This is a genomic window from Halalkalibacter suaedae (assembly GCF_017939705.1).
Taxonomy (GTDB): domain Bacteria; phylum Bacillota; class Bacilli; order Bacillales; family Bacillaceae_D; genus Halalkalibacter; species Halalkalibacter suaedae.
Genome location: NZ_JAGKSQ010000002.1, coordinates 286,209 through 309,579, shown reverse-complemented (window position 1 = coordinate 309,579; position 23,371 = coordinate 286,209). Strand labels below are relative to the sequence as shown.

Genomic DNA, 23,371 nt, shown 5'->3' with positions numbered 1-23,371 from the left:
AAGCTCTTAACTGGACTTTCTAATGTATTTGTTAAAATTAATCTTCGTTATTCATACCGACATAAATTAAAATGAAACGAACGAGTTCTAATAATGCTACAAGGGCCCCTGCTACATATGTTAATGCTGCAGCGTTAAGCACCTTTTTCGTCTCACGCTCTTCATCATTACGGATTACTCCAGACGAAACAATCTTTTCCATCGCACGACTACTCGCATTGAATTCAACAGGTAGTGTAACGAGTTGGAATAATACAGCAGCAGCCATTGCAAAAATCCCTAGTAAAATCAAATTTGAACTATACATTAGCATCCCAGCAATAATCAAAAAGAAGGATGCGTTAGAACCAAAGCTTGCCACAGGAACTAATGCACTACGAAAACGAAGAAAAGCATATTCCTCTTGATCTTGAATCGCATGACCAACTTCATGAGCTGCAACAGCAGCACCAGCTACAGATGTTCCATGAAAATTATTCGTAGAAAGTCGTACAACTTTTGAACGTGGATCGTAATGATCCGTTAATGTTCCACGTACTTCTTCAACATTTACATCGTACAAACCATTATCGTTCAAGATTTTGCGAGCAACTTGTGCACCGGTCATCCCTGATGATGTTTGAACCTTAGAATATTTTTTGTAGGTACCTTTCACTCTCATCTGTGCCCAAATTGGAATAATCAGAAGAAGAATAAAATAAACAATAAACCCAGCTGACATTTTGCGAATCACCTCATTGATGAATATGAATCTTGTTATAACTATATATTAATAAGAACATCAAATAAAGTCAAACAAGTTATCGTTGTTTATGTTAACTTCCTTCATTTTAACTTCATACATTTGTCACTTATTGCTTAACATGGACTTTCTTCTTTTCAGCACGATATTTTCGCCACCCTACATACGAAAGCGATGTCGTTATCATTCCACCAATTGTAAACATTACCCACCATAACGATGGATCGGCACTATCTTCTTTTACTCGTTTGTAAAGATTTGTCCACTCATCTTTCATAACGTCAATATGCTGAATAAGATTTTCTTCATTTAGACTTTTTGCACGATTATGATCTAAGTAAGTAATTTGAGAATCAATTCTTTGCAATTGCTGTGGTTCAGTATCAATATATAACGCTGGTCTGATCTTCTCATATTGTTCCAAAAATTGATTCATTCGAATTTGATATGCTTGACTATCTTTTTGTTTGACCGATTCCTCCATCAAATTTAGAGCATTCATAATTGATTCTTCTGAATGAAGCCAAAGTGGGTGATATTCACTTGATAATGCATCTACAGCCAAACGAAATGCAGTCACTTGACTAATTCGTTGTTCGAGAGGCATCTCAGTAGCGGTTACCGATTCTTCTGCTTTTTCAAAAGCCAATGTTACCGCACGAAGCGCACTCATAGTAATTCCCTCATCACGGAAATCCATTTCCAGAAATGAAACAGAAAAATAACCCATCAACTGCTTCGCCTCAGTAAATTTCTCTTGTTTTACTAACTGAAGAATTTGATCTGATGTTTGGTTCAATTCTTTCCATGTATGTAGCGATGGAGAGCCATCTGCTTGAACATTAAGTGGAAATATGAGTAGGATTAAAAATAGGGCTAGAATTATTTTACGCATGTTTGTCCCTCCTTCTTCTACTCTCATCCTATGAAGAAATGGACAAGAGTAGACCAAGAAAAAAAGGTTAGATTACAAGCTGATAATCAGCTCGTACTCTAACCTATAGTGTAAAATAACTACCTAATTTAATTAACCTCTAATTTCAATGTGTTTTTTCTAACAGATATCAAATACACTGTTCCAATCGAGAAAATACTTAGCCAAAACGTAAAATAACCAACATGCTCAATATATGGCAGTAAGCCACTTGATAACCATGGATGCATCATAAAGACATAGTCGATGATATCATTATGAATAGTCCAAAGTGCAACTACAAGTAAATGCCAAGGTTTAATTCGATAGTAAGGTGCGTATATGACTGCCTGAAGGGCCATTCCAGCATGTGAAAATATCAGCATATAATGTTGCCAATTCAAATGACTCCCCGTAAGGCCAGCTGCTAGGTTCATTACAACTGCCCAGAGTCCGTACTTAATTAAAGTAACAGCAGCTAATGCTTCGAACAATGGCCATCGTTTATTCAATAACAAAGCGATTAAAACAATGACAAAGAATAAACTAGCTGTAGGACTGTCTGGGACAAAAGGAAGAAACATAAATGGAGTTTGTTCTAACTGACTTCCATACCACATATACCCGTAAATGGTACCTGGGATATTAATTAGCAACAACAAAACAATAACAAATTTATGCCCAAATAAAGAGAGTAAATATCGGGTCATAGCGGTACCTACCTTTATGTATAATTAACCTTATTTTGATAAAAAAAGCTGACTATAAAAGTCAGCTTCTGTCTTATTCTTCAGGTTGGCCATGTGCTGCAATGTACTCGGCAAGAATTTGTAGCTCTTCCTCTGTACCTTGGAATGCTCCTGCAGGCATCGCTGTTCCTTCAATACCATTAGTAATAACATCAACAATTTCTTCTGCACTTCTTTCAGTTTCTAAAAGAGATGGTCCCACTCCTGGAACACCGGCCATTTGATCACCATGACAGCCAATACATGTTGATTGAACTGAATAAATCTCATAGCCTTGTGCTTCGGTGTTAATTTCGACTTCCTCTACAATTGCACCTTGTTGGGCAGCAGCTTCCCAGTCATGCTGGTCAACCGATTCCCACGTTAAGTATGCAACAGAAATGAAAGATAACAACATAATTGATGTAGCAATTGGACGTTTTGAAGGCTTACGCTCTTTCCCTGTATCTAACCATGGTGCAAGTAGTAACCCACCAAATGCTAAACCAGGCATTACAATTACTCCAATGACATTATAGTCACCAGAAGCAAATTGATATTTAAGTAATTGATACAAGAATAAAAAGTACCAGTCCGGTAATGGGATATAGCCAGCATCGTTTGGATCAGCCATACGCTCAAGTGGTGCCGGGTGTGCTACTGTTAAACAGAGAAAACCCATTAAGAATACAGCACCAACTAACCATTCTTTTAATAGAAAGTTTGGCCAGAACGCTTCCGTTTTACCTGGATATTCAGAATAATCTTTAGGTATATTAGGTTTACGATTATTTGCCTTGACACGAGAGTCACCGACAAACTGCATTCCTTTACCTCGTTCCATCTCGTTTCCCTCCTTTACAATGTTCGGATTACTTTAGTTTTTACAATGGTCCTGAAATACCTTGTTTACGGATCATATAGAAATGGGCCGCTAATAGTCCAAGTAGAGCACCTGGTAAGAAGAAGACATGAATCGCAAAGAAACGCGTTAAGGTTGTCGCACCAATGATGTCCCCACCTGCAAGCAACGCCTTCGCAAATCCTCCAATTAACGGAACACTCTCAGCGATTTGCAATACTACTGCAGTTGCAAAGTACGCTTTCATATCCCAAGGTAATAAATAACCAGTTACACCTAAAGCAAGCATAACAAAGAAAATAAGGACACCCACAACCCAGTTTAATTCACGAGGCTTCTTATAAGAACCTGTAAAGAAGACACGTAGAGTGTGTAAAAACATCATAACAATAACCAAACTTGCGCCCCAGTGATGCATCCCACGTACGATGACACCGAAAGCTACTTCATTTTGTAAGAATTCTACCGATCGATAAGCGTTGATAATATCTGGTGCGTAGTACATCGTTAAAAACATACCAGATAAGATTTGGATTACTGTAATGAAAAAGGTGAGACCACCAAAACAGTAAACGAACGCAGAGAAGTGGTGAGCAGGGTTAACATGCTCAGGTACTTCGTGGTCAGCAATATCCCGCCACATTGGCGTAATATCAAGACGCTCATCAACGTAGTCGTAAATTTTTTGAAGCATCGATTACGCTCCCCCTTATGTTCGTTGATAAATGGATCCTAAGTAAACTTTCCCGTCTTCTACCTTGACTTCATAAGCATCAAGTGGTCGTTGTGGTGGAGTTCCTTCGATGTTGATTCCATTTGTGTCAAACCGTCCAAAGTGACATGGACAGTAAAACTGGTTCGGATATTCTTCTTGCGTGTCAAACGCCACGGTACAGCCTAAATGTGTACACTTTGCCGACAATGCTGTTACTTCGTTGTTACGAATGTAAATATACGCATCACGTGACACTTCTGATTCATACCAAGCATCTACTTGATCAAATGAAAAAGAAAATTTCTGCGGTTCTTCCGTTAGTTCTGCTTCATCACAGACATATACGAAATCAGATGCTGCACCAGCTTTTAAAGCAGGGTCTAGGGCAAAGCGCGCCATCGGCATAATCATTCCAGCTGCCATGAATCCGCCAACACCCGTAAGCGTGTACGTAAGAAACTGTCTTCGTGATACTTTGTGGTCTTTTTCGCTCACTCGTTTTCCCCCCTTGCACAAATAAAGTGAACCCAATATTGGGTGTAATTTCAGCACATATCATACTAGGACATACTCATGATAATACAACCGCAATCAATGTGCAACAAAATCTACAATTCGGCACAAATTAGGCAAATTTATGAACATTTTGTCCATTTAATTACCTTGCCAATTTTTAGTAAATATTGGAATAATTTGGGTCAGTTGGTCTGAGATAACTGTACGTCGATTCTTTGCTTCCAGATGCTCCAATGGAATTGAAGGCAACCATATATGTAATCCACTTAAATCGTTCTCAATTTGACGCCAATCACCATCTGAAGTTATGTAAATGATGTGTTTAATTCCACCAGCCTGTAATTCTTCTTCCCAAAGCTTAACCCGTTCAAGTCGCTGATTCATAGGCTCATTTATCAAATATGTGAATGGAGGAAAATGAACAATCCTCCCTTGAAACTGCTTCTCGATTTCAACAGAAATAATCGAGATAAATTCCCCCCATGAAACGGTTCCTTTGACATTTTTGTTCCAAGATATTGGGACAAGCGGTATTAAAGCTGTATCAACATATTCCTTCGCCTGTAAATATGTATCCATATCACTAGCCTGCCATTTCATTGAGACACCTCCATTTACTTAGTGTAACGTAAATCGACTTTAAAGTTCAAGATTATCATTATTAACCACTAAAAAAAGGAATGATTGAATGTCATTCCTTTTTATCTAGTAGTAAAAGTTCATTTACAAGTTTATTAAATTGATCTCGATCCTGCTTATCCAGAGCCGCATCAATCGATTCAATTAGCTTAGCCTTTCTAAATGAACGTAATGAGCGATTTAATAAGTACTCTGCTTCTTTCTGATAGGCAACGGAAAGCTCAATATTCTCAGGAATGTGTGGGTTCTCCTCAAGAACAACGAGATATGGAGGATATTGTTTTGCACCTGTGAAGTGAAGTTCGATATAGATATCTTCTGTTTGATTAAGACGAATATCATGAAAAGCTTTCTCCGTATCTGTCGTCACCTGGTGTTCTTTATGAAAGGAAAAGGGAATACCATCAACGCCTTTCGCTGAAATGATCAATGCTTTCGGCGTATGTGCTGCTTGCTCAACAAAATGCACCTTCTTCATTAAATCATCATCACTCATCAAAAAGTTTAATAACCAGGCACACTCACGACGTTTTAATTCATATTGTTGCAAAAAACCTTTTAGGAATTCTTTCTTTTCTACAACCGGAATGATATTACCCATTTTCATCCCTCCTTAAAGATGATGTATAAATATGATATTCGTCAACCTCAAATTCATTTCCTCTAATTTGAAAGATCTACAATTAATTCTTGGATATCTCCTCGTTCAGGTTGCAGTTTAAGTAGTTCTGAAAATATTTGTTTTGCACGTTCGCGTTGACCATATTCTAACAAAAAGTATCCGTATTCTTCTAAGAAATCAACATCTTCTATTAGTTGCCCTGCTATTTCCTTATAAAGAGTATATGCTTCATCATAGAGATCTTGTTCTTTTAAAGCCGTAGCTTCATACCATGTATATAAAACATCTTCTTCCCCGTATTCCTTCATATGTTTCATTAAATCCAATAATTCTTCAAACATCTCCTCATGCTTCAAAAAGGCAGCAAGCGTATGTACAGCTTCAACATTTGATGGGTTCATCGCAATCGCTTGTCGTAAGAACGCTTCACCATCAATTGCAGTATTCTTTTTAAAGGATAACTTTGCTGCATGAATATAAAGGGATTCATTAAATTCATCAACACTCATACCCGCTTTTAATGTTTCAAGTGCATCATCGATCCGCCCCTCTGCTTCATAAGCCTTTGCTAGATAAGGATAAACGGTTGAAAAGTCTGGATCCAATGCCTTGAGTGCTTCAAACTGTTCAATCGCTAAAACCATATCCTCTACTTGATATGCTGTGAATCCATAGCCAAACAAAGCATGTGGTTCTAAATGGTTTTTTAGTCCTCGTTGATAGTAGATAAGAGCATCCTCAAATTGCCCGCTTGCACTGTATGCTTCCGCTAGTCTCAGTTCAAGATGAACATCTTTGATTTCTTCACCTGAATGAACCGCTTTTTTTAAATAAGGTATGCTTTTAACATAATCCCCTCGTTCTAAATAAAATTCCCCAAGTCCGTATGAGATAATCATTTCGTCTGGAGCCTTTTTGAAAGCTAGTAACAGCTTTTGCTCTGCAACCTCATCAAGTGATTGCATTTGGTACAAATCGGCTAACAACAACTGCGCTTGCAAAAAAGCTTCATCGTCCTCTTTTATATCCTGCAGAAGTTCAATTGCCTCGTCTTCCTGATCCATATCAATTAACAGTTCTGCTGCGAGTGCATTCAAACTTCCTTCATCTGGGTACATCATCATTAGTTCATCAATAATTTCTTTCGCTTGCTCAACATGACCTAGTTCATGGAAAACTTGAGCAATATCATATTTCGATTGATGGTCAGCACGCTTTAGCAGTTGCTTCAAGTCACCGAGTCCTTTATCTACATCTCCTAATTCAATTGCCGCAATCGCTTTTTCTATCTCTTTTATCACATTCATTCCTCCGTCATTAAGTCCTATTCTCCATTTCGACACTTATAATGATTCCCCTTTAAAAACAAGAAAAACCGATCATCGGTTTTTCTTGTTTTTAACTCATATTAAGCGAAACGCAACAGAAAATACTGACTCTTCTACATTACACATAGTTTACTTGCTGCTGATCATTACTTTCTATATCTATTAAAGATAAGAATCTTCCTGGTCTAATTACTTGTATTTTCTTCCCAAAACCTGGTTTCAGCAAAATCGAATCATAAACTTTAACAATTTCACCTTTTAAGACAACGACATCGGGTTCTTTTTTATGATAAACAATGTGTGCTTCAGTTGCAACTTTTCCGATTGATGAAGTTGTTTCTTTGCTAGCTTCAGCAAAGAGTAAATAATCTGCATCACTCCCCCCAATTAGGGCACCCTTTTGTGGATAAAGTCCTGTTTTTTGAAGTAACGCCTTATTCCAAATCTGCTCATGTATAATCTCAGCGGATGTATGAATCCCATAATGGCAACAAAATGTTCTCCAACTTTCCTCAATTTTCTTAGAAGCCGCCTTAAAAATCGGAATAATTGTCAAGGGATAGGAAAGTAAAGTGTTCGAAAGATGTGTCCAATGAAAACATTCTAGCTCATTTTCATGATCAATCATTACTCTTAAAAAGGGAATCTTAAGCAGCTGACATTTCCTTAAGACTTCAGATCTAAGCATCGTTGCTGGGATTGTTAAACCAATAACAAAATCTAACGTACTACTAGCTAGTTTATGAATCGTTCTTTTGTACTCACTATCAATCTCACATTCGTATTGAACCTTTGGAGCTACTGCAAGTGTTGTACAGCCTTTTTGGATCAGTTCTTTCTGCCTGTCTTGGAAATCCTCAAACTGCTCTGTTTGTAAAATGAAGTCATCTAGAAGGATTCGACCATTTAACATTCTTGTCCCAGCCATACAGACTCTTCCCTTGTTCCATTTATTAAACGTTGTCGTCACATAATTTACTTGTCCATTATCAATTAAGTAAGATCTGAGAGAATTGCATTCTTCGTCTAGTTTAATAGCACGATCTAATAGATACAGTTCGATCTCCTCCTTTTCATTTCTATAAGACAAGCTATGAATTCGATTAATAAAAGAGAACAACATTCTGAAAATAAATCGTAAAAAGCTGTTGACATTATATAGAATAGAAGTATAATGAAATTAAGCGTATGGTTTCTCTCCACTCCTATCCATACATTATTATTTTGGCCTTGAATGTAAACGCTTTCGAGTTTAATTCAAGGCTCTTTTTTTGTTAATCTCATATAAAAATAAACGGTTTAACCAAAGTGCTGGTCAAACCGCTTATATTCACTACTTTGTTAAAGCTTCAATATGTTCAAAAAAGTCGGGATAGGAAACAGCTATCGCTTCACTCCGTTCAATCTCCATCTTACCTTTTGCAATTAAGCCAGCGATCGCCATTGCCATGCCAATACGATGATCACCAAAACTACTAACAGAAGCTCCATTTAAGGTTGTTTTCCCTTCGATGATCATGCCATCATCAGTAGCTGTAATCGTAGCACCAAGCTTTTCTAATTGAGTGACAACTGTATCAATTCGATTTGTCTCTTTCACTTTTAATTCTTCCGCATCAAAAATAACCGTCTTTCCTTCGGCTTGAGTTGCCAAAACAGCTATTACAGGAATTTCATCAATTAATCTTGGAATTAGATCACCACCGATTTCAATTCCTTTTAGATTAGAGGTAGAGATCGTTAAGTCTGCAATTGGCTCCCCTCCAACCATTTTTTTATTTTCAATTTCAATTGAAGCACCCATTTTTTCAAGAACATCAATAATTCCTGAACGAGTGGGATTAATCCCTACTCCTTGTAGCGTCAATTTACTATTTGGAACGATCGCACCAGCAACAAGAAAAAAAGCTGCAGATGAGATGTCACCAGGAACAATAATATGTTGTGCTTTTAATGATTGTCCACCTTCAACAGAAACACTTAGTCCATCTCTTTTAACTTCAACACCATATGCTTCAAGCATTCTTTCTGTATGGTCACGTGATAAGGCAGGCTCTGTAACCGACGTTACTCCTTCACTCTGCAAACCCGCTAAAAGAATAGCAGACTTCACCTGAGCACTCGCTACTTTAGACTGAAAGGAAATCCCTTTTGTTGAACCTCCACGTATAGATAGAGGAGTAAAATTACCGTGATCACGCCCATCAATGATTGAACCCATCTCACGAAGAGGATCGGTCACTCGACCCATAGGCCTTTTCGCAATCGAGTCATCTCCAATAACAACAGAGTGAAACGGACGTGTTGCTAAAATTCCCAACATAAGCCTTGTTGTTGTTCCCGAATTACCTACATCAAGAATGTCACTAGGTTCAACGAGACCATCCCATCCCTTACCTTCAATTGTTACACGTTCACCATCCTGTTCGATCACAACTCCTAGTTTCCTGAAACAACTAATTGTACTCAAACAATCTTCACCAGGTAAAAACCCTTCTACAGTTGTTGTTCCATCTGCGATCGCCCCAAACATCACTGCTCTATGAGAAATCGATTTGTCTCCTGGTACACGTATTTTTCCTTTTAATCCCACTTCAAGTGGTTGAACAACAGCTTGTTTCAACTTATAACACCCCTTCTACATAATATATGTCTCATACATTTGCTCACTAAGATGCAATTGGGCACGTTCTCGATCTTCCTCAGAGCGAAAGCTAATGCTTAGAACACCCATAATATCTTCTCTTGTTTCAAGTATTCGAATATTCGTTAAACTAATTTGATGCTCTGCTAAAATGCTTGTCACATCAGAGATAACCCCTGGGTGATCAGGAACATCGACAAATAAATCATAAAATGCCGGGATCGCTCCCTTTTCTCTGATAGGCATCTCATCTCTGAATGATTTTGCTTCAGCAAAGTAGGTATAAATGTCCTCTGCATTTCCTTGTTCAATCATGTCACGGACCAAATCCATTTCATCCGACCATGATTTCAACAAATGAAGTAGGCTTTCTTTATTGTGTAGCAAGATGTCTCGCCACATCATCGGACTTGAAGAAGCGATTCGTGTAATATCACGAAATCCCCCTGCAGCTAAGCGAGCGACTAAAGGATCCTCTTCTTCTAACTTCGCAACTTGATGGACAAGACTCGCTGCAATAATATGAGGAAAGTGACTGATAGCACCTGCTAAATGATCGTGCTGCTCTGCTGTCAATTCAATAAATGTTGCCTTCGTACCTTTTAACCAGTTTTGTAATTGAATAATTGAACGTACATCCGTTCGTGGTGCCGGGGTAAATATGTAAAAAGCATTTTCAAACAAATGTGCTTTCGCTGCTTCAACCCCACTTTTATGAGACCCAGCCATTGGATGACCACCAATAAATGTAACACCCTTATCTTCTAGGCAAGTTGCTTTTTCAACAATCCGACGTTTTGTACTACCAACATCTGTTATAATAGCTCCATTCTTCAATTTATAATCTACTAATTCTTGCAGTAATTGCTCTGTTTTTAGCACAGGGGTTGCAAAAACAATTAGATCAGCATCAATAACGCCTTCTTCAATCGAAGCCGCGGCAGAATCAATTACTTTTAATGATAAAGCCATTTTCATTTGTTCTTCTGAAATATCAAAACCTCTAATATGTACATCATGCTCAGCTCGAATGGACAATGAAATTGAACCACCGATTAATCCAAGTCCAATGATAAAGACCGTACGCTTCATTCTGTTCTCCTTCCACCCACATCTTTACGAAAAAACGCCCTTCATCTAGCATGAAAGACGGATTTTCATCTTATCTCTATTGAAATGCGGCTTGTAGCATAGATTCTAAATGCTCAAATAACTCCTTGTTCTCATCTTGACTACCTACCGTTATTCGAATGCATGTCGGATAGCCAAGTGCTTCACCAGAACGGACAATGAAACCTTTACGTAATAAATAATCGAAGACAACATCACCAGATTGTTTGAAATCAATTAGTATGAAATTCGTCTGTGAAGGGTAATATGTTAAGCCATGCTTATCACAAAACTCCTCAAATTGCTTTAAACCGTCTGTATTTTTACTAACACATTCAGAAATAAAGAGATCGTCATCTAAAGCAGCAGATGCTGCTACGTGAGCAAACGTATTGTTATTGAATGGAGGACGAACAGGATCAATTTTAGAAATCAACTCAGAATTGGCTACACCGTATCCAACTCTTAATGCTGCTAATCCATAAGCTTTTGAAAATGTTCTTAGTACCATTAAATTATCGTACTCTTTAAGTAATGGCAGAGTCTCTGGATAATCTTCAGCCGTTACATACTCATAGTACGCCTCGTCTGAAACAACTAAAACATTTGATGGCACCTGTTCCAAGAATTGTTTGAATTTTTGTTCATTTACATATGTACCCGAAGGATTGTTCGGATTACATACCCAAACAATTTTCGTGTTCGCATCAATTTCCTTTAGCATCGAGTCTAAATCATGTACACCATCAATACAAGGGACTTCACGCACCTCGGCACCTTCAATTGTTGCATTTAACTTATATTGAGAAAAGGATGGATCTGCCGTAACTGTATTTGTACCTGGTGATAATAACGATCGACACAAAAATTGGATAACTTCATCTGAACCATTTCCAAATACCAATTGGTTCGGTTCAACACCAATTTTATTCGCGACTTTTTCTCTAAGCTCGGCAGCATAACCATCTGGATAGACCGCTGTTTGTGCGGCCATTTGACGAATTGCCTCCGCTGCTTTAGGAGAAGCACCAAAAGGATTTTCATTCGAAGCTAGTTTAACAACCTTCGTTAAACCTAATTCTTTTTTTACTTCATCAATTGGCTTACCAGGTTTGTACGAGGGCAAACCAAGTAACTGTTTTTTAACTTCCATATTCAGCACCTCATCAGTTTAGTTTCGTCTCTTCTATGTTACGACGAAATGAGAGAGGAAACAAATGTTTTTATTTCATTTAAAGCAGAAGGACGAGAATTATGATCTAGTAATTGCTCTTCTAGTTCTCCAATTTTGGCAACAAGTGCACTCCCAACAACAACACCGTCTGAATGCTCTCTCATTGACTTGACATGTTCAGGCGTTGAGATACCAAATCCTACAGCAGTTGGTATCTTACTTGCCTCGCGAACGGTTTTCAAGAAATCATATACCTTTGGATCAAAATCAGCCCTTGCCCCTGTTACGCCCATTGACGAAACGCAATACAAAAAGCCTTGTGATCTCTCGGCGATTTTAATCATTCGTTGCTTGGATGTCGGTGCAACTAAAAGGACAAGTGAAAGATCATACTCATTACAAACATCTGCAAATTCTTCACTTTCCTCATATGGCAAATCAGGAACGATAAACCCATCAATTCCGTGATGAGCTGCTTCTTCAGCAATTCTTCTCTCACCATACTGCATCAAAGGATTAACATACGTAAAAATAATAACTGGAATTGACAGACCACGCTTACGCATTTGCGGAACTAAGTTAAGTGCTTTTTCAAGCGACATTCCGTGTGTGAGTGCTCGCTTCGATGCTGCTTGAATTGTCGGACCATCTGCTAGTGGGTCAGAGTACGGTATACCGAGCTCCAGAATACTTGCACCAGCCTCTTGCAAGGTCAAGGCAATATCAATCGTCGCTTCCTCTGAAGGATCCCCCGCTGTAATGAACGGAATAAAAAGTGGTTTGTCTGTATTAGTTGCTGCTAACATTCGCTCAGTTGCCATCTTGATCCTCCTTAAAATGCTTCATTAATGTATGAACATCCTTATCTCCTCGTCCTGACAAGCAAACAAGAATCGTGTCTTCAGGCTTTAATTGTTTCGCACGTTCGAATGCCTTAGCTAATGCATGGGCTGACTCAATTGCTGGAATAATTCCCTCTGTCACACATAATAACTTAAGAGCATCTAATGCCTCTTGATCAGTAACTGCTTCATATTTCACACGACCACTACTTGCAAGATAGGCGTGCTCCGGCCCAACTCCAGGATAATCAAGACCAGCAGAGATCGAATACGGTTCAGTAATTTGACCTGCTTCATCTTGAAGTAAATAAGTTAATGATCCATGAATGACCCCTTTACGACCTTTTGAAATAGTTGCAGCATGCTTGTCTGTATCGACACCTTGTCCAGCGGCTTCTACACCAATTAAGGGAATATCATCTTCTAAAAACGGATAAAAGGTTCCGATCGCATTGCTCCCACCACCTACACAAGCGATAATTTCCGTTGGAAGTCGTCCTTCCCTTTCTAAAAATTGTCGCTTTGCTTCATCTCCAATAATTCGTTGAAAGTCACGTACCATTTTAGGATATGGATGTGGTCCAACAACTGAACCAATTAAATAAAATGTATCTTCAGCGTTAGAAACCCAGTACCTAATCGCCTCATTAGTCGCATCTTTTAGTGTTTGACTACCGGAGTTAGCAGGAATAACCTCAGCTCCTAATAATTCCATTCGGAATACATTCAGAGCTTGACGCTCCATATCTTCAGCACCCATGAATACCTTGCATTCAAGACCAAATCTTGCTGCTATTGTTGCCGTTGCAACCCCATGTTGACCAGCTCCAGTTTCAGCAACGATTTTCTTCTTACCCATTCGTTTAGCAAGAAGGGCCTGCCCCATGGCGTTGTTCAATTTGTGAGCACCTGTATGTAACAAATCTTCACGCTTTAAATAGATTTTTGCTCCACCTAATTGTTTCGTAATATTTTCTGCATAAGATAGAGCTGTTGGTCTACCTGCATATTCACGTAGATGCTCATGATATTCTGCCACAAATGCCTCGTCAGCTAGTGCTTCATCTAGAGCCGCTTCTAATTCCTCAATAACACTCATTAATGTTTCTGGTACATACTTTCCTCCAAATTCACCGAAACGTCCTCGCTTATCTGGTAGCATTGTTTCTCATCCTCTCCTCTAACTCTCTAACTAGTTTTCTTGACTTTAGACCATTGTCTTCAATACCACTTGAGACATCAATCCCGTCTGGTTGATAGACAAGAAGGTCAGCGATATTATCTGGTCGAATTCCACCTGCTATGAACACAGGAACGTTTTGTCTTTGTCCTTCCTCCATATAGGTAGGGACATAAGTCCAATCAAAAGATACGCCTGTTCCACCCCACTGCTTACCTACTTTACAATCAACAATATAGCCATCAGCAATATTTTCGTATGATTGCATAACTAGACTTCCATCTTCACTATGATGAATGACTTTCCAAACGGGGATATTCAACCGTTCTTTTATCTCAGATATTTGAGAAGGGCTTTCATTTCCGTGACATTGAATAATCGAGATTGGAAGCGAGCTAACTGCCTCAACAATTTCATCAGTTGAAGCATTAACGAAAAGGGCGACAAGCTTTTTTTGAGTTGGTTCATGATGCTGCAACCATTCAGCAATTTGCCCTCTAGTAACTTGACGTTTGCTTTTTGCAAAGACAAAACCAACATAATCAGCTGAACTTCCAAACGAGACTTCAACATCATTTAATGAGTGATTTCCACACAATTTAAGTAGTGGCTGACTCACGAAACTCGCCTCCAAATAGTTTTTTAATACCAATTGTCGGTGATTGTGCACGCATTAATGATTCACCGACAAGAACACCAGTCGCACCGACTGACTTTACACGTAAAATGTCAGCTTCCTTATGAATTCCACTCTCACTAATAAACAAACTGCCCTCTGGAATTAAAGAAGCCATTTCTTCTGTTTGATTAAGAGATGTTTCAAATGTTTTTAAATTACGATTATTCACACCAATTATTTTAGGTGTGAAAGTTGACAGCAATTCGACTAATTCGTCTTTTGCATGGACTTCAACTAAGCATTCCAAGCCATTGTCATATGCATAATTATATAAGATTTCAAGCTCTTTAATCGGAACTGTTCCAACAATTAAGAGCATCGCATCAGCACCAATACGGACCGTCTCATCAATTTGTTTTTTATCTATAATAAAGTCTTTACGCATAACTGGTAAGGAACAAACATCCTTAACAGCAGATAGGAAGTCACGATGTCCTTGAAAGTATTCGATATCAGTAAGAACTGAAATCGCATCAGCACCGCCAGCCTCATATCCTTTTGCAATCATTTCAGGGTCGAAATTTTCACATATAAGCCCTTTAGAAGGAGAGGCTTTCTTTACCTCAGCTATTAATCCAATCGTATGGTTTGGATTCTTCAGTGACTCATATAGTGAAAAATGAGCAACTTTTTTTTGCTCTGGAAGAACAAGTTCATCAATCTCCCGACGCTTTGTTTCTAATATTTTATTTAGCATGTTGTTGAAGCTCCCCCTTCGATAATACTAGGAAATGTTGATAAACATCGCCCACCTCAAACGCTTCTTTGACTGCTTTCACTCCAGCTTCAATAGAATCGACTCTTCCAGAAACATAAAGTGCTGCACCTGCATTCAAAGTTACAATTCCTTGAGCTGAAGGATTCGCTTCTCCTTTAAGCACACTCAAAATAACAGAGGCACTTTCAGCAGGCGTACTTACCTGAATTTCTTCTAAGATTCCTCTCTCAAGCCCTACGTCTTCAGGAGAGATTGTATAAATTTGTTGATCGGTCCCATTCACTTCAATAACTGTTGACTCATTTGTAATAGACAGTTCATCAAGACCCTCTGCTCCTGTAACTAGCAGTGTCCGCTCTGTTCCTAATACAGCAACAGTCTCTGCCATTTTTTTTGCGAATTCATGATCGTATACACCAAGAAGCTGTCGTTTCGCGTTCGCAGGATTAGTCATTGGACCAAGTAAATTAAATATTGTCCTAAAGCCAATTTCTTTTCGCGGGGCGACAGCATGCTTCATCGATTGATGATAGAGCGGGGCAAAAAGGAAACACAGCTGATTCTCGAGCAAGGATTGACTTGCTTCCTCAGGTGTATGCTGCGTCTGAATACCTAATTTCTCAAGCACATCCGCACTTCCACTTTTCGATGAAACAGCACGATTGCCATGCTTAGCAACAGGGACACCCATACTTGATAGAACAATCGCAGTAGCTGTTGAGATATTAAATGTTTTTAAATCATCTCCACCGGTTCCACATGTATCGATGATGTCCAAACCAGAAGCTTCAATTGTGATTGAATGCGAACGCATTGATCGAACAAATCCTAACATTTCTTCAACCGTTTCCCCTCTAAACCTGAGAATCGTTAATAAGCTAGCAATTTGGCTCGGCGTTGCATTCCCTGCCATAATTTCATCCATAGCCTTTTCAGCTTCTGATTCAGAGAGTGTCTGTCCTTCCATACATGAACGCAATAATTGTTTAAGCATGTGTTTTAACCCCCTTAGTACCAAACATACTTTCCGCTAACTGCACTGCTCGAATCAATGCTTTTGCTTTATTTTGTGTTTCTTCATATTCTTTCTCTGGTACTGAATCAGCAACAACACCAGCCCCTGCTTGAATATATGCCTTCCCGTTTTGTATAACCATTGTCCGAATGGCAATACAAGAATCAATATTCCCGTCATACCCTAAGTAACCGATGGCTCCGGCATACAATCCACGATTGGTTGGCTCTAGCTCTTGTAAAATTTCCATTGCTCTAATCTTCGGTGCACCAGAGACCGTTCCTGCTGGAAATGAAGCCATTAAAGCCTCAAGTGGCTCTGTTCCTTTGCGAAGTCGTCCTGTAACTTTTGAAATAATATGCATCACATGCGAAAACCGACCAATTTCAAGTAAAGTTGGGGTTTCAACTGATCCATACTCCGCTATCCGGCCAACATCATTTCTGGCAAGATCAACGAGCATATAATGCTCTGCACGTTCTTTTTCATCAGCTAATAACTCAGTTGCAAGTGATTGATCTTCCTCTACACTTCTTCCGCGCTTCCTAGTACCAGCAATCGGATGGATCTCTACATGCCCATCCTGAACCTGCACTAGACGTTCTGGCGAGCTACCGACAACCTCTATTTCATCAAATTTAAGATAAAACAAATAAGGAGAAGGATTAACCATTCGAAGCACTCGATATACTTCTAAGGCTTTAGCCGTCACATTCATTTCGAATCGTTGAGAGAGAACCGTTTGAAATACATCACCCGAACGAATATAATCCTTAATCTTATTAACATGTGAAATGAATGTTTCCTTATCATAGTTTGAAGTCACACCGTCAAATGAAACGTCGTCACTTGTTTCCGGAACTCTCTTTAAAAGGAGTCCACTTTGTGGCTGTTCAAGTAAAAAAGATATTTTCTCGATTTCATTTTTAGCTTCAGTGTAAGCTTCTACCTCAGAGTGCTTCTCGGGTCTTGCATGATATAAAATCGTTAATTCCTTCTTTACATGATCGTAAGCGATTAATGTTTGGCAAAAAAGAAATTGATAGTGAGGAAGTCTCTCCTTTCGTTCAACTGTCAAAGAAGGTTCAATTGTTTCTATAGCATCATAACTCATATAGCCTACAGCTCCACCACGAAAAGGAATCTCCATTTCTAGTGGTTGAACATCTAGGAATGTCATTGTCTGCTCAAATGCTTCTTGGAAGGTATTTGCTTCAACAACGACTTCTTGATCCTTTGATACGGTACGATACGTTCCTGCATCCTCAACAAGCTCAAACATTGGGTTAAGACCGATAAATGAGAATCTTGACCATGGTGAATGATCATCCTTACTCTCTAGTAAAAAGGATACTTGGTCACCTAATTGATGGACAATTTGTACAGGGGTGAGACCATCAGCAAATAATTGCTCGGTCACCGGGATTGTTTTGAATTGTTTTGCTAGGGATTGAAATGTTTCTACATTAGGGGTTATCATTTTCTTTCACTCCTTTTGGAATGAATGAAACGAGTGGGAGGGGAGAACGAATACACATTTTTATAGAGAAACCCCCTAAACCATAATTGAATTAGGGGGATTATAGATTACTATTCCCTCAACTAAACTCAGCTCTCCTCAGCTCAATCTCATTCTCTTCTCATTAATTACGTGCTTCTCTAAGCTCTAGGCTAGAAGGGCTATCCCTTCATCTCATCTGACCCAAGTCTACTCTGTTATTACTCTTTAGTCAAGGCCAAATCTGGTCTAAGCTTAACAGCATCCTTCAAATAGACATGAGAAATATTTTCTTGGCTTTCGTCTGTATTAACAGTCATCAATACTCTTATACATAGCGGTAGGCTTCCAGGAACTGGAATCTCTTGTGCACAGACTACTGGAACAAATGACCACCCTGAGATTTCACGCAAGACTTTGGCAGGAAATGCTGCTGAAACATCTGAAGTTACGGTAAATAATACGTGGGCCACTTGTTCTGGCTCTATCTTATTTTTATTTATCAATTCCCTTACAAGTTCTAATGAAGCATGGGATATTTCTTGCTCTGTATTTGTTGCAATTGTAGTTGCCCCTCTAATTCCTCTAACCACGTGATCCCTCCTCCATTCGTTCTTCAATCAATGCTAATATGATGTCAGGAGGAATATTAGTTACAGTTGCCTGACCAATCTTCTCTAGTAAAACCATGCGTATCGTTCCTGCTTCTACCTTTTTGTCCTGACTCATGGTTTTTAATAACTTTTCACCTTTTAAAGAGGCAGGGATTCTTGTTTCATATCCTAATCGTCTGAACCATTCTTCATAGTGAGGAATATTCAAATCAATTTGATTAATTTCTTCACTTAATCTCATTGCATATAAAATTCCAATTGCAACGGCTTCTCCGTGAGTCATAACACCATATCCAAGCTCAGCTTCTAATGCATGACCAAGAGTGTGACCTAAATTAAGATGAGCTCTTACACCTAGTTCCTTTTCATCCTCAGCTACCACATCAGCTTTGACCGAAATTGACTTTTCTAGCATTGTATTCAACTGCTCAATCGGGATGTTTTCAAAAGAGGTCCAGTCGCGTTCAAGCTCTTCAAGAAATCGGCGATTACGGATAAACCCGTGTTTGATCACTTCAGCAAAGCCAGATCGCCACTCTCTTTTTGGTAAGGAATAAAGTGTTTCCGTGTCATAGAAAACAACTTCTGGCTGATGAAAACTTCCAATCATATTTTTACCTAATGGATGATTGATGGCCACCTTCCCACCAACACTACTATCATGTGCGAGTAATGTTGTAGGGACTTGAACAAATCGAATTCCTCTCATATACGTCGCAGCAACAAAACCAGCCAGATCTCCAACAACACCGCCACCGAGTGCAATTACAACCGATTTGCGATCCAGATTACTTTCAAGTGCTTTTGTTAGCACATCCTCATAGACTTGAAAAGACTTTGAAGCTTCCCCACTTTTTATCACATAATCAAATACTGATAATTCCTTATCAAAGCTAGCTTTCACATCGTCTAAGTATTTTGGTGCAACATTTGTATCAGAAATAATGAAAATAGAGGAAGGCGGTTGAGATAGAATGCTCTTTAGCTGGGAACCAATTTGATGACGGAGCCCACTTCCGATAAACACTTGATATGTTTTTGATGCAGCTCTAATTTCAACCTTTTTCATTAAAACGTCCTCGCTTCTTCCTTATGGCGATCTACAGTAGCTTGAATTGTGCTCATCTTATCGTGACCAAAAGTTTCTAGTATTGCATTAGCGACTTCCCATGCAACAACAGCTTCTGCAACTACCGCGGCTGCTGGTACAGCACAGCTATCTGATCGTTCGATACTTGCTGCAAAAGGTTCCTTTGAATCGATATCAACACTTTGAAGTGGCTTGTAAAGGGTTGGGATAGGCTTCATTACGCCTTTGACTACAATTGGCATACCAGTTGTCATTCCACCTTCAAATCCTCCTAGACGGTTTGTACGACGTGTGTACCCCTTTTCCTCATCCCAGATAATTTCATCATGAACTTGACTGCCCGGTAATCGTGCTGCCTCAAACCCAATACCAATTTCCACACCTTTGAATGCATTAATACTCATAACGGCAGCGGCGATTTTCGCATCAAGCTTGCGATCATACTGAACATGGCTACCAAGACCAATTGGTACATTTTCAATGACAACTTCAACAATTCCACCGATTGAATCACCATCTTGCTTTGCTTGATCGATCGCTTCCATCATTTTGACACTAGCATTCTCATCTAAACAGCGAACTTGAGATGCTTCAGAACGTGTTTGCAAATCCTCGACTGAATCGTAGGAAATATTCTCTGCTTTCACGCCCCCAATCTCAAGAACATGTCCACCAACCTTAATACCAAATTCAGAAAGTAGCTTTTTAGCAACAGCCCCTGCTGCTACACGAACCGTCGTTTCTCGTGCAGACGAGCGTTCTAGCACATTTCGCATATCTCTATGACCATACTTAATCGCTCCGTTTAAATCTGCATGTCCAGGGCGAGGGCGAGTCAATTTACGTTTCACTTCTTTTTCTGCCTCTTCATCAATTGGTTCTGCACCCATAATTTTTGTCCAATGCGTCCAATCTTTATTTTCAACAACTAGTGCAATTGGTGCCCCAGTTGTGCGTCCATGTCTAACTCCACTTAAGATTTGGACTTGGTCTTTTTCAATTTGCATTCTTCTTCCTCGTCCGTATCCACCCTGACGTCTCGCAAGCTCTCCATTAATGTCTTCTGCAAGTAACTCTAATTGTGCAGGAATTCCTTCAATAATCGTTGTTAATTGTGGACCATGTGACTCTCCAGCTGTTAAGTATCTCATCTTTACTCCTCCAATTTTTAACCCAATTCTCTTTATCGCTTTTATGCGTTAAATTATAACATGATATCGAATAACTGTCTCGTAAAAAATTTAGAACATTTTGTTATTTGTATTATTCTATCAAAACAAATCACTTTCGTCTAAGAAAAAAAAACTCACAAACAAATTGTGAGTTTTATTGTATACCGACTTTTTTATAGAAAAATGTATCTTCTGTTTCAAAATGATATGTTGCAGGGTTAAAAATTTGCTCTGTACTTCCTACAAACAAGACCCCTCCAGGTCTTAATGCACGACTAAATTTATGATAAAGCTCGTTTTTAGCTTCCTCTGTAAAATAAATCATAACATTTCTACAGACAATTAAATCATACTTATCTTCAAATCGATCGGCTAAAAGGTTCTGTTGTTTAAACTTTACTGCATTTTTAACCTCTTGGTTCACTTTGTAGCCCATTGGATCCTTATCAAAATACTTGGTTAAATAGGACTGCGGAAGTTCTTTTAAAGAACGATCCGTATAGAGTCCTAATTTAGCTCTTTCTAGAATCATTCGATCTAAGTCCGTAGCGAAAATAGACACTTGAGAAAGGGGCATAAACTGAGCCATGATCATTGCTAATGTATAGGGCTCTTCCCCTGTAGAACAAGCTGCACTCCAAATTTTTGGACGGCTATTTTCTTTAAGCAATCGAGGTAATATTTTCTTTTCAAGGACGTCCCAGCGATTTGCATTCCTAAAAAATTCTGAGACATTAATCGTCATTCTCTCAAGAAATTCGTTAAATAAATCCTCGTCATTACTCATGGCACGATAATAGTCTGCAAAAGTTTGAAAGCCCCTTTTTTCATGTAAGGATGTTAATCGCCTCTTCATCTGAGCCTCTTTATATAAGGACAAATCAATCGCAGTTCTATTTTTTATATTAATAATAAATTGCTCATAATCATTGTTATTCATGTATGTCTCTCCAGTCAGCTATTCAACCACGTTTAGTATATCCATTCGTTGCCTGATTTTACATAATCATTTAATTCACTCTCATCAAAGAAGATCGATATCTCACGATTTGCACTTTCTGGTGAATCAGAACCGTGGATAATGTTATTAGGAATCTTTACTCCATAATCCCCTCTTACCGTGCCAGGTGTAGCTTCAGCGGGATTAGTCTTTCCTATCATTAGACGAGAGGTACTCACTACATCTGCACCTTCCCATACCATCGCAAATACCGGTCCTGATGTTATGAAACGAACTAAGTTTTCAAAAAAAGGTTGTCCGACATGTTCGGCGTAATGAAGCTCTGCCTTTTCTTTGGATAGTGTTGTTAATTTAGCAGCAATCAATGTAAACCCTTTCTTTTCCCAACGCGAAATAATATCTCCAATTAAATTACGTTGAACCCCGTCTGGCTTTACCATTACATATGTACGTTCCATCTACTAACACCCCTTATTGATTCATACAGTTAAGTATAGCAAACGACTTGTTAAGCCACAATCACAAAGTGAAGGGAACGGGCAAAAAAGTAGAGAAGGCCAGTGAAAAAGGGGAAAAACATACCTTTTTCACTAACCTTCAAAATTTTCGTTTACCTATGTATGCAGCGATTTCATGTAAATATTTCTTTTCAATTTGGTCAGGTAATTTATCTAATGCGTCAAATGCCTTACTTAGATACTGATCACTAATCTTAACAGAATAATTAATCGCCTCAGAGTTTTTAATCATTTCAATAATTGGGCCAATCTCAGTCTCGTTTGGTGATTCCGAGGACAAAAGATCCTCAATCAACTTTTTCATTTTAGGGTCATGATGCATAACATAGAGTGCTGGCAGTGTTACATTTCCTTGTAGTAAATCTCCACCAGCTGGCTTTCCAAGTTGTTTTTCAGTACCAACAAAGTCTAATATATCATCAGTGATCTGAAAAGACATTCCGACATTATATCCGAATTTATAAAGCTGTTTTTGAACAAATACATCAGCATTAGCAGCAATCGCTCCGAGCTGACAGCTAACAGCAATTAGTAGAGCCGTTTTACGTTTAATTCGTCTTAAGTACACACGGAAGTTCTGTTGCCAATTATATTGATCACGAATTTGTTCAATTTCTCCTAAACACATTTCAAGCATTGCATGAGACAAAATTTGATGGATACGTGGATTATCAAAATAGGTAGAGGTTTCTAACGCTTTACCAAAGATGAAATCTCCCGTATACATAGCAACACGGTTATCCCATTGTGACTTGATCGTCTCTCTACCTCGTCGTAGGTCTGCGTCATCGATCACATCATCATGAACGAGAGAAGCCATATGAATCAGCTCAAGCGGAACAGCGATATGCTTTAACGAATTTATATCATAATGACCAAATTTAGCAGCGAGAAGGACAAATACAGGACGAATTCGTTTCCCCCCTGCTTTTAACAGTTGAATAGACGCCTTAGAAAGTACGTCATTTCTAGCCTTAACTGTTGCCTCTAGCTCGTTTTCAATAATAGTAATATCCGATTGGAATTGCATATAAATTTCAGCTAGTTTCATGTCGTCCACCTTATTCACTTAACGATTTCATTTCATTCAT

At 38.8% G+C, this 23,371-nt stretch carries 25 protein-coding genes; all 25 read right to left on the bottom strand.

Annotated features, from left to right (window positions below; genetic code table 11):
• Positions 1-37: 37 nt before the first annotated feature.
• The 25 genes from J7W16_RS05645 to hepT all read right to left on the bottom strand — a co-directional run bounded on the left by J7W16_RS05645 (position 38) and on the right by hepT (position 23,331).
• Entirely contained in the window at positions 38-721 is a 684-nt protein-coding gene (locus J7W16_RS05645) for a zinc metallopeptidase (protein ID WP_210596300.1), read from the bottom strand.
• Between the two features lie 130 nt (positions 722-851).
• On the bottom strand, positions 852-1,637 hold the full coding sequence (gene ypjB, locus J7W16_RS05640; protein ID WP_210596299.1) for a sporulation protein YpjB: 786 nt from the start codon (positions 1,635-1,637) through the stop codon (positions 852-854).
• A gap of 128 nt (positions 1,638-1,765) precedes the next feature.
• On the bottom strand, positions 1,766-2,365 hold the full coding sequence (lhaT, locus tag J7W16_RS05635) for a lipoprotein heptaprenylglyceryl N-acetyltransferase LhaT (RefSeq protein WP_210596298.1): 600 nt from the start codon (positions 2,363-2,365) through the stop codon (positions 1,766-1,768).
• A gap of 73 nt (positions 2,366-2,438) precedes the next feature.
• Positions 2,439-3,227: a menaquinol-cytochrome c reductase cytochrome b/c subunit gene (locus J7W16_RS05630; RefSeq protein ID WP_210596297.1), complete on the bottom strand. Its 789-nt coding sequence runs from the start codon at positions 3,225-3,227 to the stop codon at positions 2,439-2,441.
• A gap of 40 nt (positions 3,228-3,267) precedes the next feature.
• The gene (qcrB, locus tag J7W16_RS05625) at positions 3,268-3,939 is read right to left on the bottom strand and encodes a menaquinol-cytochrome c reductase cytochrome b subunit (protein ID WP_210596296.1); all 672 of its coding nucleotides are present in this window, start codon (positions 3,937-3,939) and stop codon (positions 3,268-3,270) included.
• Between the two features lie 15 nt (positions 3,940-3,954).
• Positions 3,955-4,455, bottom strand: coding sequence for a Rieske (2Fe-2S) protein (locus J7W16_RS05620; RefSeq protein WP_210596295.1), 501 nt, complete (start codon positions 4,453-4,455; stop codon positions 3,955-3,957).
• 159 nt (positions 4,456-4,614) lie between these two features.
• Positions 4,615-5,076 carry a YpiF family protein gene (locus tag J7W16_RS05615; RefSeq protein WP_210596294.1) on the bottom strand — a complete coding sequence of 154 codons (462 nt, stop codon included), beginning with the start codon at positions 5,074-5,076 and terminating at the stop codon, positions 4,615-4,617.
• A 91-nt stretch (positions 5,077-5,167) separates the two neighbouring features.
• Positions 5,168-5,716 (bottom strand): ReoY family proteolytic degradation factor, encoded by a 549-nt coding sequence (locus J7W16_RS05610; RefSeq protein WP_210596293.1) that lies wholly within the window; start codon positions 5,714-5,716, stop codon positions 5,168-5,170.
• Between the two features lie 62 nt (positions 5,717-5,778).
• Positions 5,779-7,080, bottom strand: coding sequence for a tetratricopeptide repeat protein (locus J7W16_RS05605; protein ID WP_346726905.1), 1,302 nt, complete (start codon positions 7,078-7,080; stop codon positions 5,779-5,781).
• Between the two features lie 103 nt (positions 7,081-7,183).
• A complete protein-coding gene (locus J7W16_RS05600; RefSeq protein WP_210596292.1) occupies positions 7,184-7,993 on the bottom strand; it encodes a hypothetical protein in 810 nt (269 codons plus the stop codon).
• Positions 7,994-8,398: 405 nt separating this feature from the next.
• Positions 8,399-9,688 (bottom strand): 3-phosphoshikimate 1-carboxyvinyltransferase, encoded by a 1,290-nt coding sequence (gene aroA, locus J7W16_RS05595; protein ID WP_210596291.1) that lies wholly within the window; start codon positions 9,686-9,688, stop codon positions 8,399-8,401.
• Positions 9,689-9,703: 15 nt separating this feature from the next.
• On the bottom strand, positions 9,704-10,801 hold the full coding sequence (locus J7W16_RS05590) for a prephenate dehydrogenase (RefSeq protein WP_210596290.1): 1,098 nt from the start codon (positions 10,799-10,801) through the stop codon (positions 9,704-9,706).
• A gap of 76 nt (positions 10,802-10,877) precedes the next feature.
• On the bottom strand, positions 10,878-11,972 hold the full coding sequence (gene hisC, locus J7W16_RS05585) for a histidinol-phosphate transaminase (protein ID WP_210596289.1): 1,095 nt from the start codon (positions 11,970-11,972) through the stop codon (positions 10,878-10,880).
• Between the two features lie 38 nt (positions 11,973-12,010).
• The gene (gene trpA, locus J7W16_RS05580; protein WP_210596288.1) at positions 12,011-12,814 is read right to left on the bottom strand and encodes a tryptophan synthase subunit alpha; all 804 of its coding nucleotides are present in this window, start codon (positions 12,812-12,814) and stop codon (positions 12,011-12,013) included.
• Entirely contained in the window at positions 12,804-13,997 is a 1,194-nt protein-coding gene (trpB, locus tag J7W16_RS05575; RefSeq protein ID WP_210596287.1) for a tryptophan synthase subunit beta, read from the bottom strand. Before trpB ends, trpA begins: the two co-directional genes overlap by 11 nt.
• Complete coding sequence (locus J7W16_RS05570; protein WP_210596286.1) at positions 13,984-14,634, bottom strand: phosphoribosylanthranilate isomerase; 651 nt, start codon at positions 14,632-14,634, stop codon at positions 13,984-13,986. The genes trpB and J7W16_RS05570 overlap by 14 nt, the downstream gene beginning before the upstream one ends.
• A complete protein-coding gene (trpC, locus tag J7W16_RS05565) occupies positions 14,615-15,391 on the bottom strand; it encodes an indole-3-glycerol phosphate synthase TrpC (RefSeq protein ID WP_210596285.1) in 777 nt (258 codons plus the stop codon). The genes J7W16_RS05570 and trpC overlap by 20 nt, the downstream gene beginning before the upstream one ends.
• Entirely contained in the window at positions 15,381-16,406 is a 1,026-nt protein-coding gene (gene trpD / locus J7W16_RS05560; protein WP_210596284.1) for an anthranilate phosphoribosyltransferase, read from the bottom strand. The genes trpC and trpD overlap by 11 nt, the downstream gene beginning before the upstream one ends.
• Positions 16,399-17,907, bottom strand: coding sequence for an anthranilate synthase component I (gene trpE, locus J7W16_RS05555; RefSeq protein WP_210596283.1), 1,509 nt, complete (start codon positions 17,905-17,907; stop codon positions 16,399-16,401). Before trpE ends, trpD begins: the two co-directional genes overlap by 8 nt.
• 239 nt (positions 17,908-18,146) lie before the next feature.
• Positions 18,147-18,518 (bottom strand): chorismate mutase, encoded by a 372-nt coding sequence (gene aroH, locus J7W16_RS05550; protein WP_210596282.1) that lies wholly within the window; start codon positions 18,516-18,518, stop codon positions 18,147-18,149.
• Positions 18,511-19,608: a 3-dehydroquinate synthase gene (aroB, locus tag J7W16_RS05545; protein WP_210596281.1), complete on the bottom strand. Its 1,098-nt coding sequence runs from the start codon at positions 19,606-19,608 to the stop codon at positions 18,511-18,513. Before aroB ends, aroH begins: the two co-directional genes overlap by 8 nt.
• On the bottom strand, positions 19,608-20,780 hold the full coding sequence (aroC, locus tag J7W16_RS05540; RefSeq protein WP_210596280.1) for a chorismate synthase: 1,173 nt from the start codon (positions 20,778-20,780) through the stop codon (positions 19,608-19,610). The genes aroB and aroC overlap by 1 nt, the downstream gene beginning before the upstream one ends.
• 175 nt (positions 20,781-20,955) lie before the next feature.
• The gene (locus J7W16_RS05535) at positions 20,956-21,741 is read right to left on the bottom strand and encodes a CheR family methyltransferase (RefSeq protein ID WP_210596279.1); all 786 of its coding nucleotides are present in this window, start codon (positions 21,739-21,741) and stop codon (positions 20,956-20,958) included.
• Positions 21,742-21,773: 32 nt separating this feature from the next.
• Entirely contained in the window at positions 21,774-22,220 is a 447-nt protein-coding gene (gene ndk / locus J7W16_RS05530; protein ID WP_210596278.1) for a nucleoside-diphosphate kinase, read from the bottom strand.
• A gap of 139 nt (positions 22,221-22,359) precedes the next feature.
• Positions 22,360-23,331, bottom strand: a complete 972-nt coding sequence (gene hepT, locus J7W16_RS05525; protein ID WP_210596277.1) for a heptaprenyl diphosphate synthase component II — start codon at positions 23,329-23,331, stop codon at positions 22,360-22,362.
• Positions 23,332-23,371 lie beyond the last annotated feature (40 nt).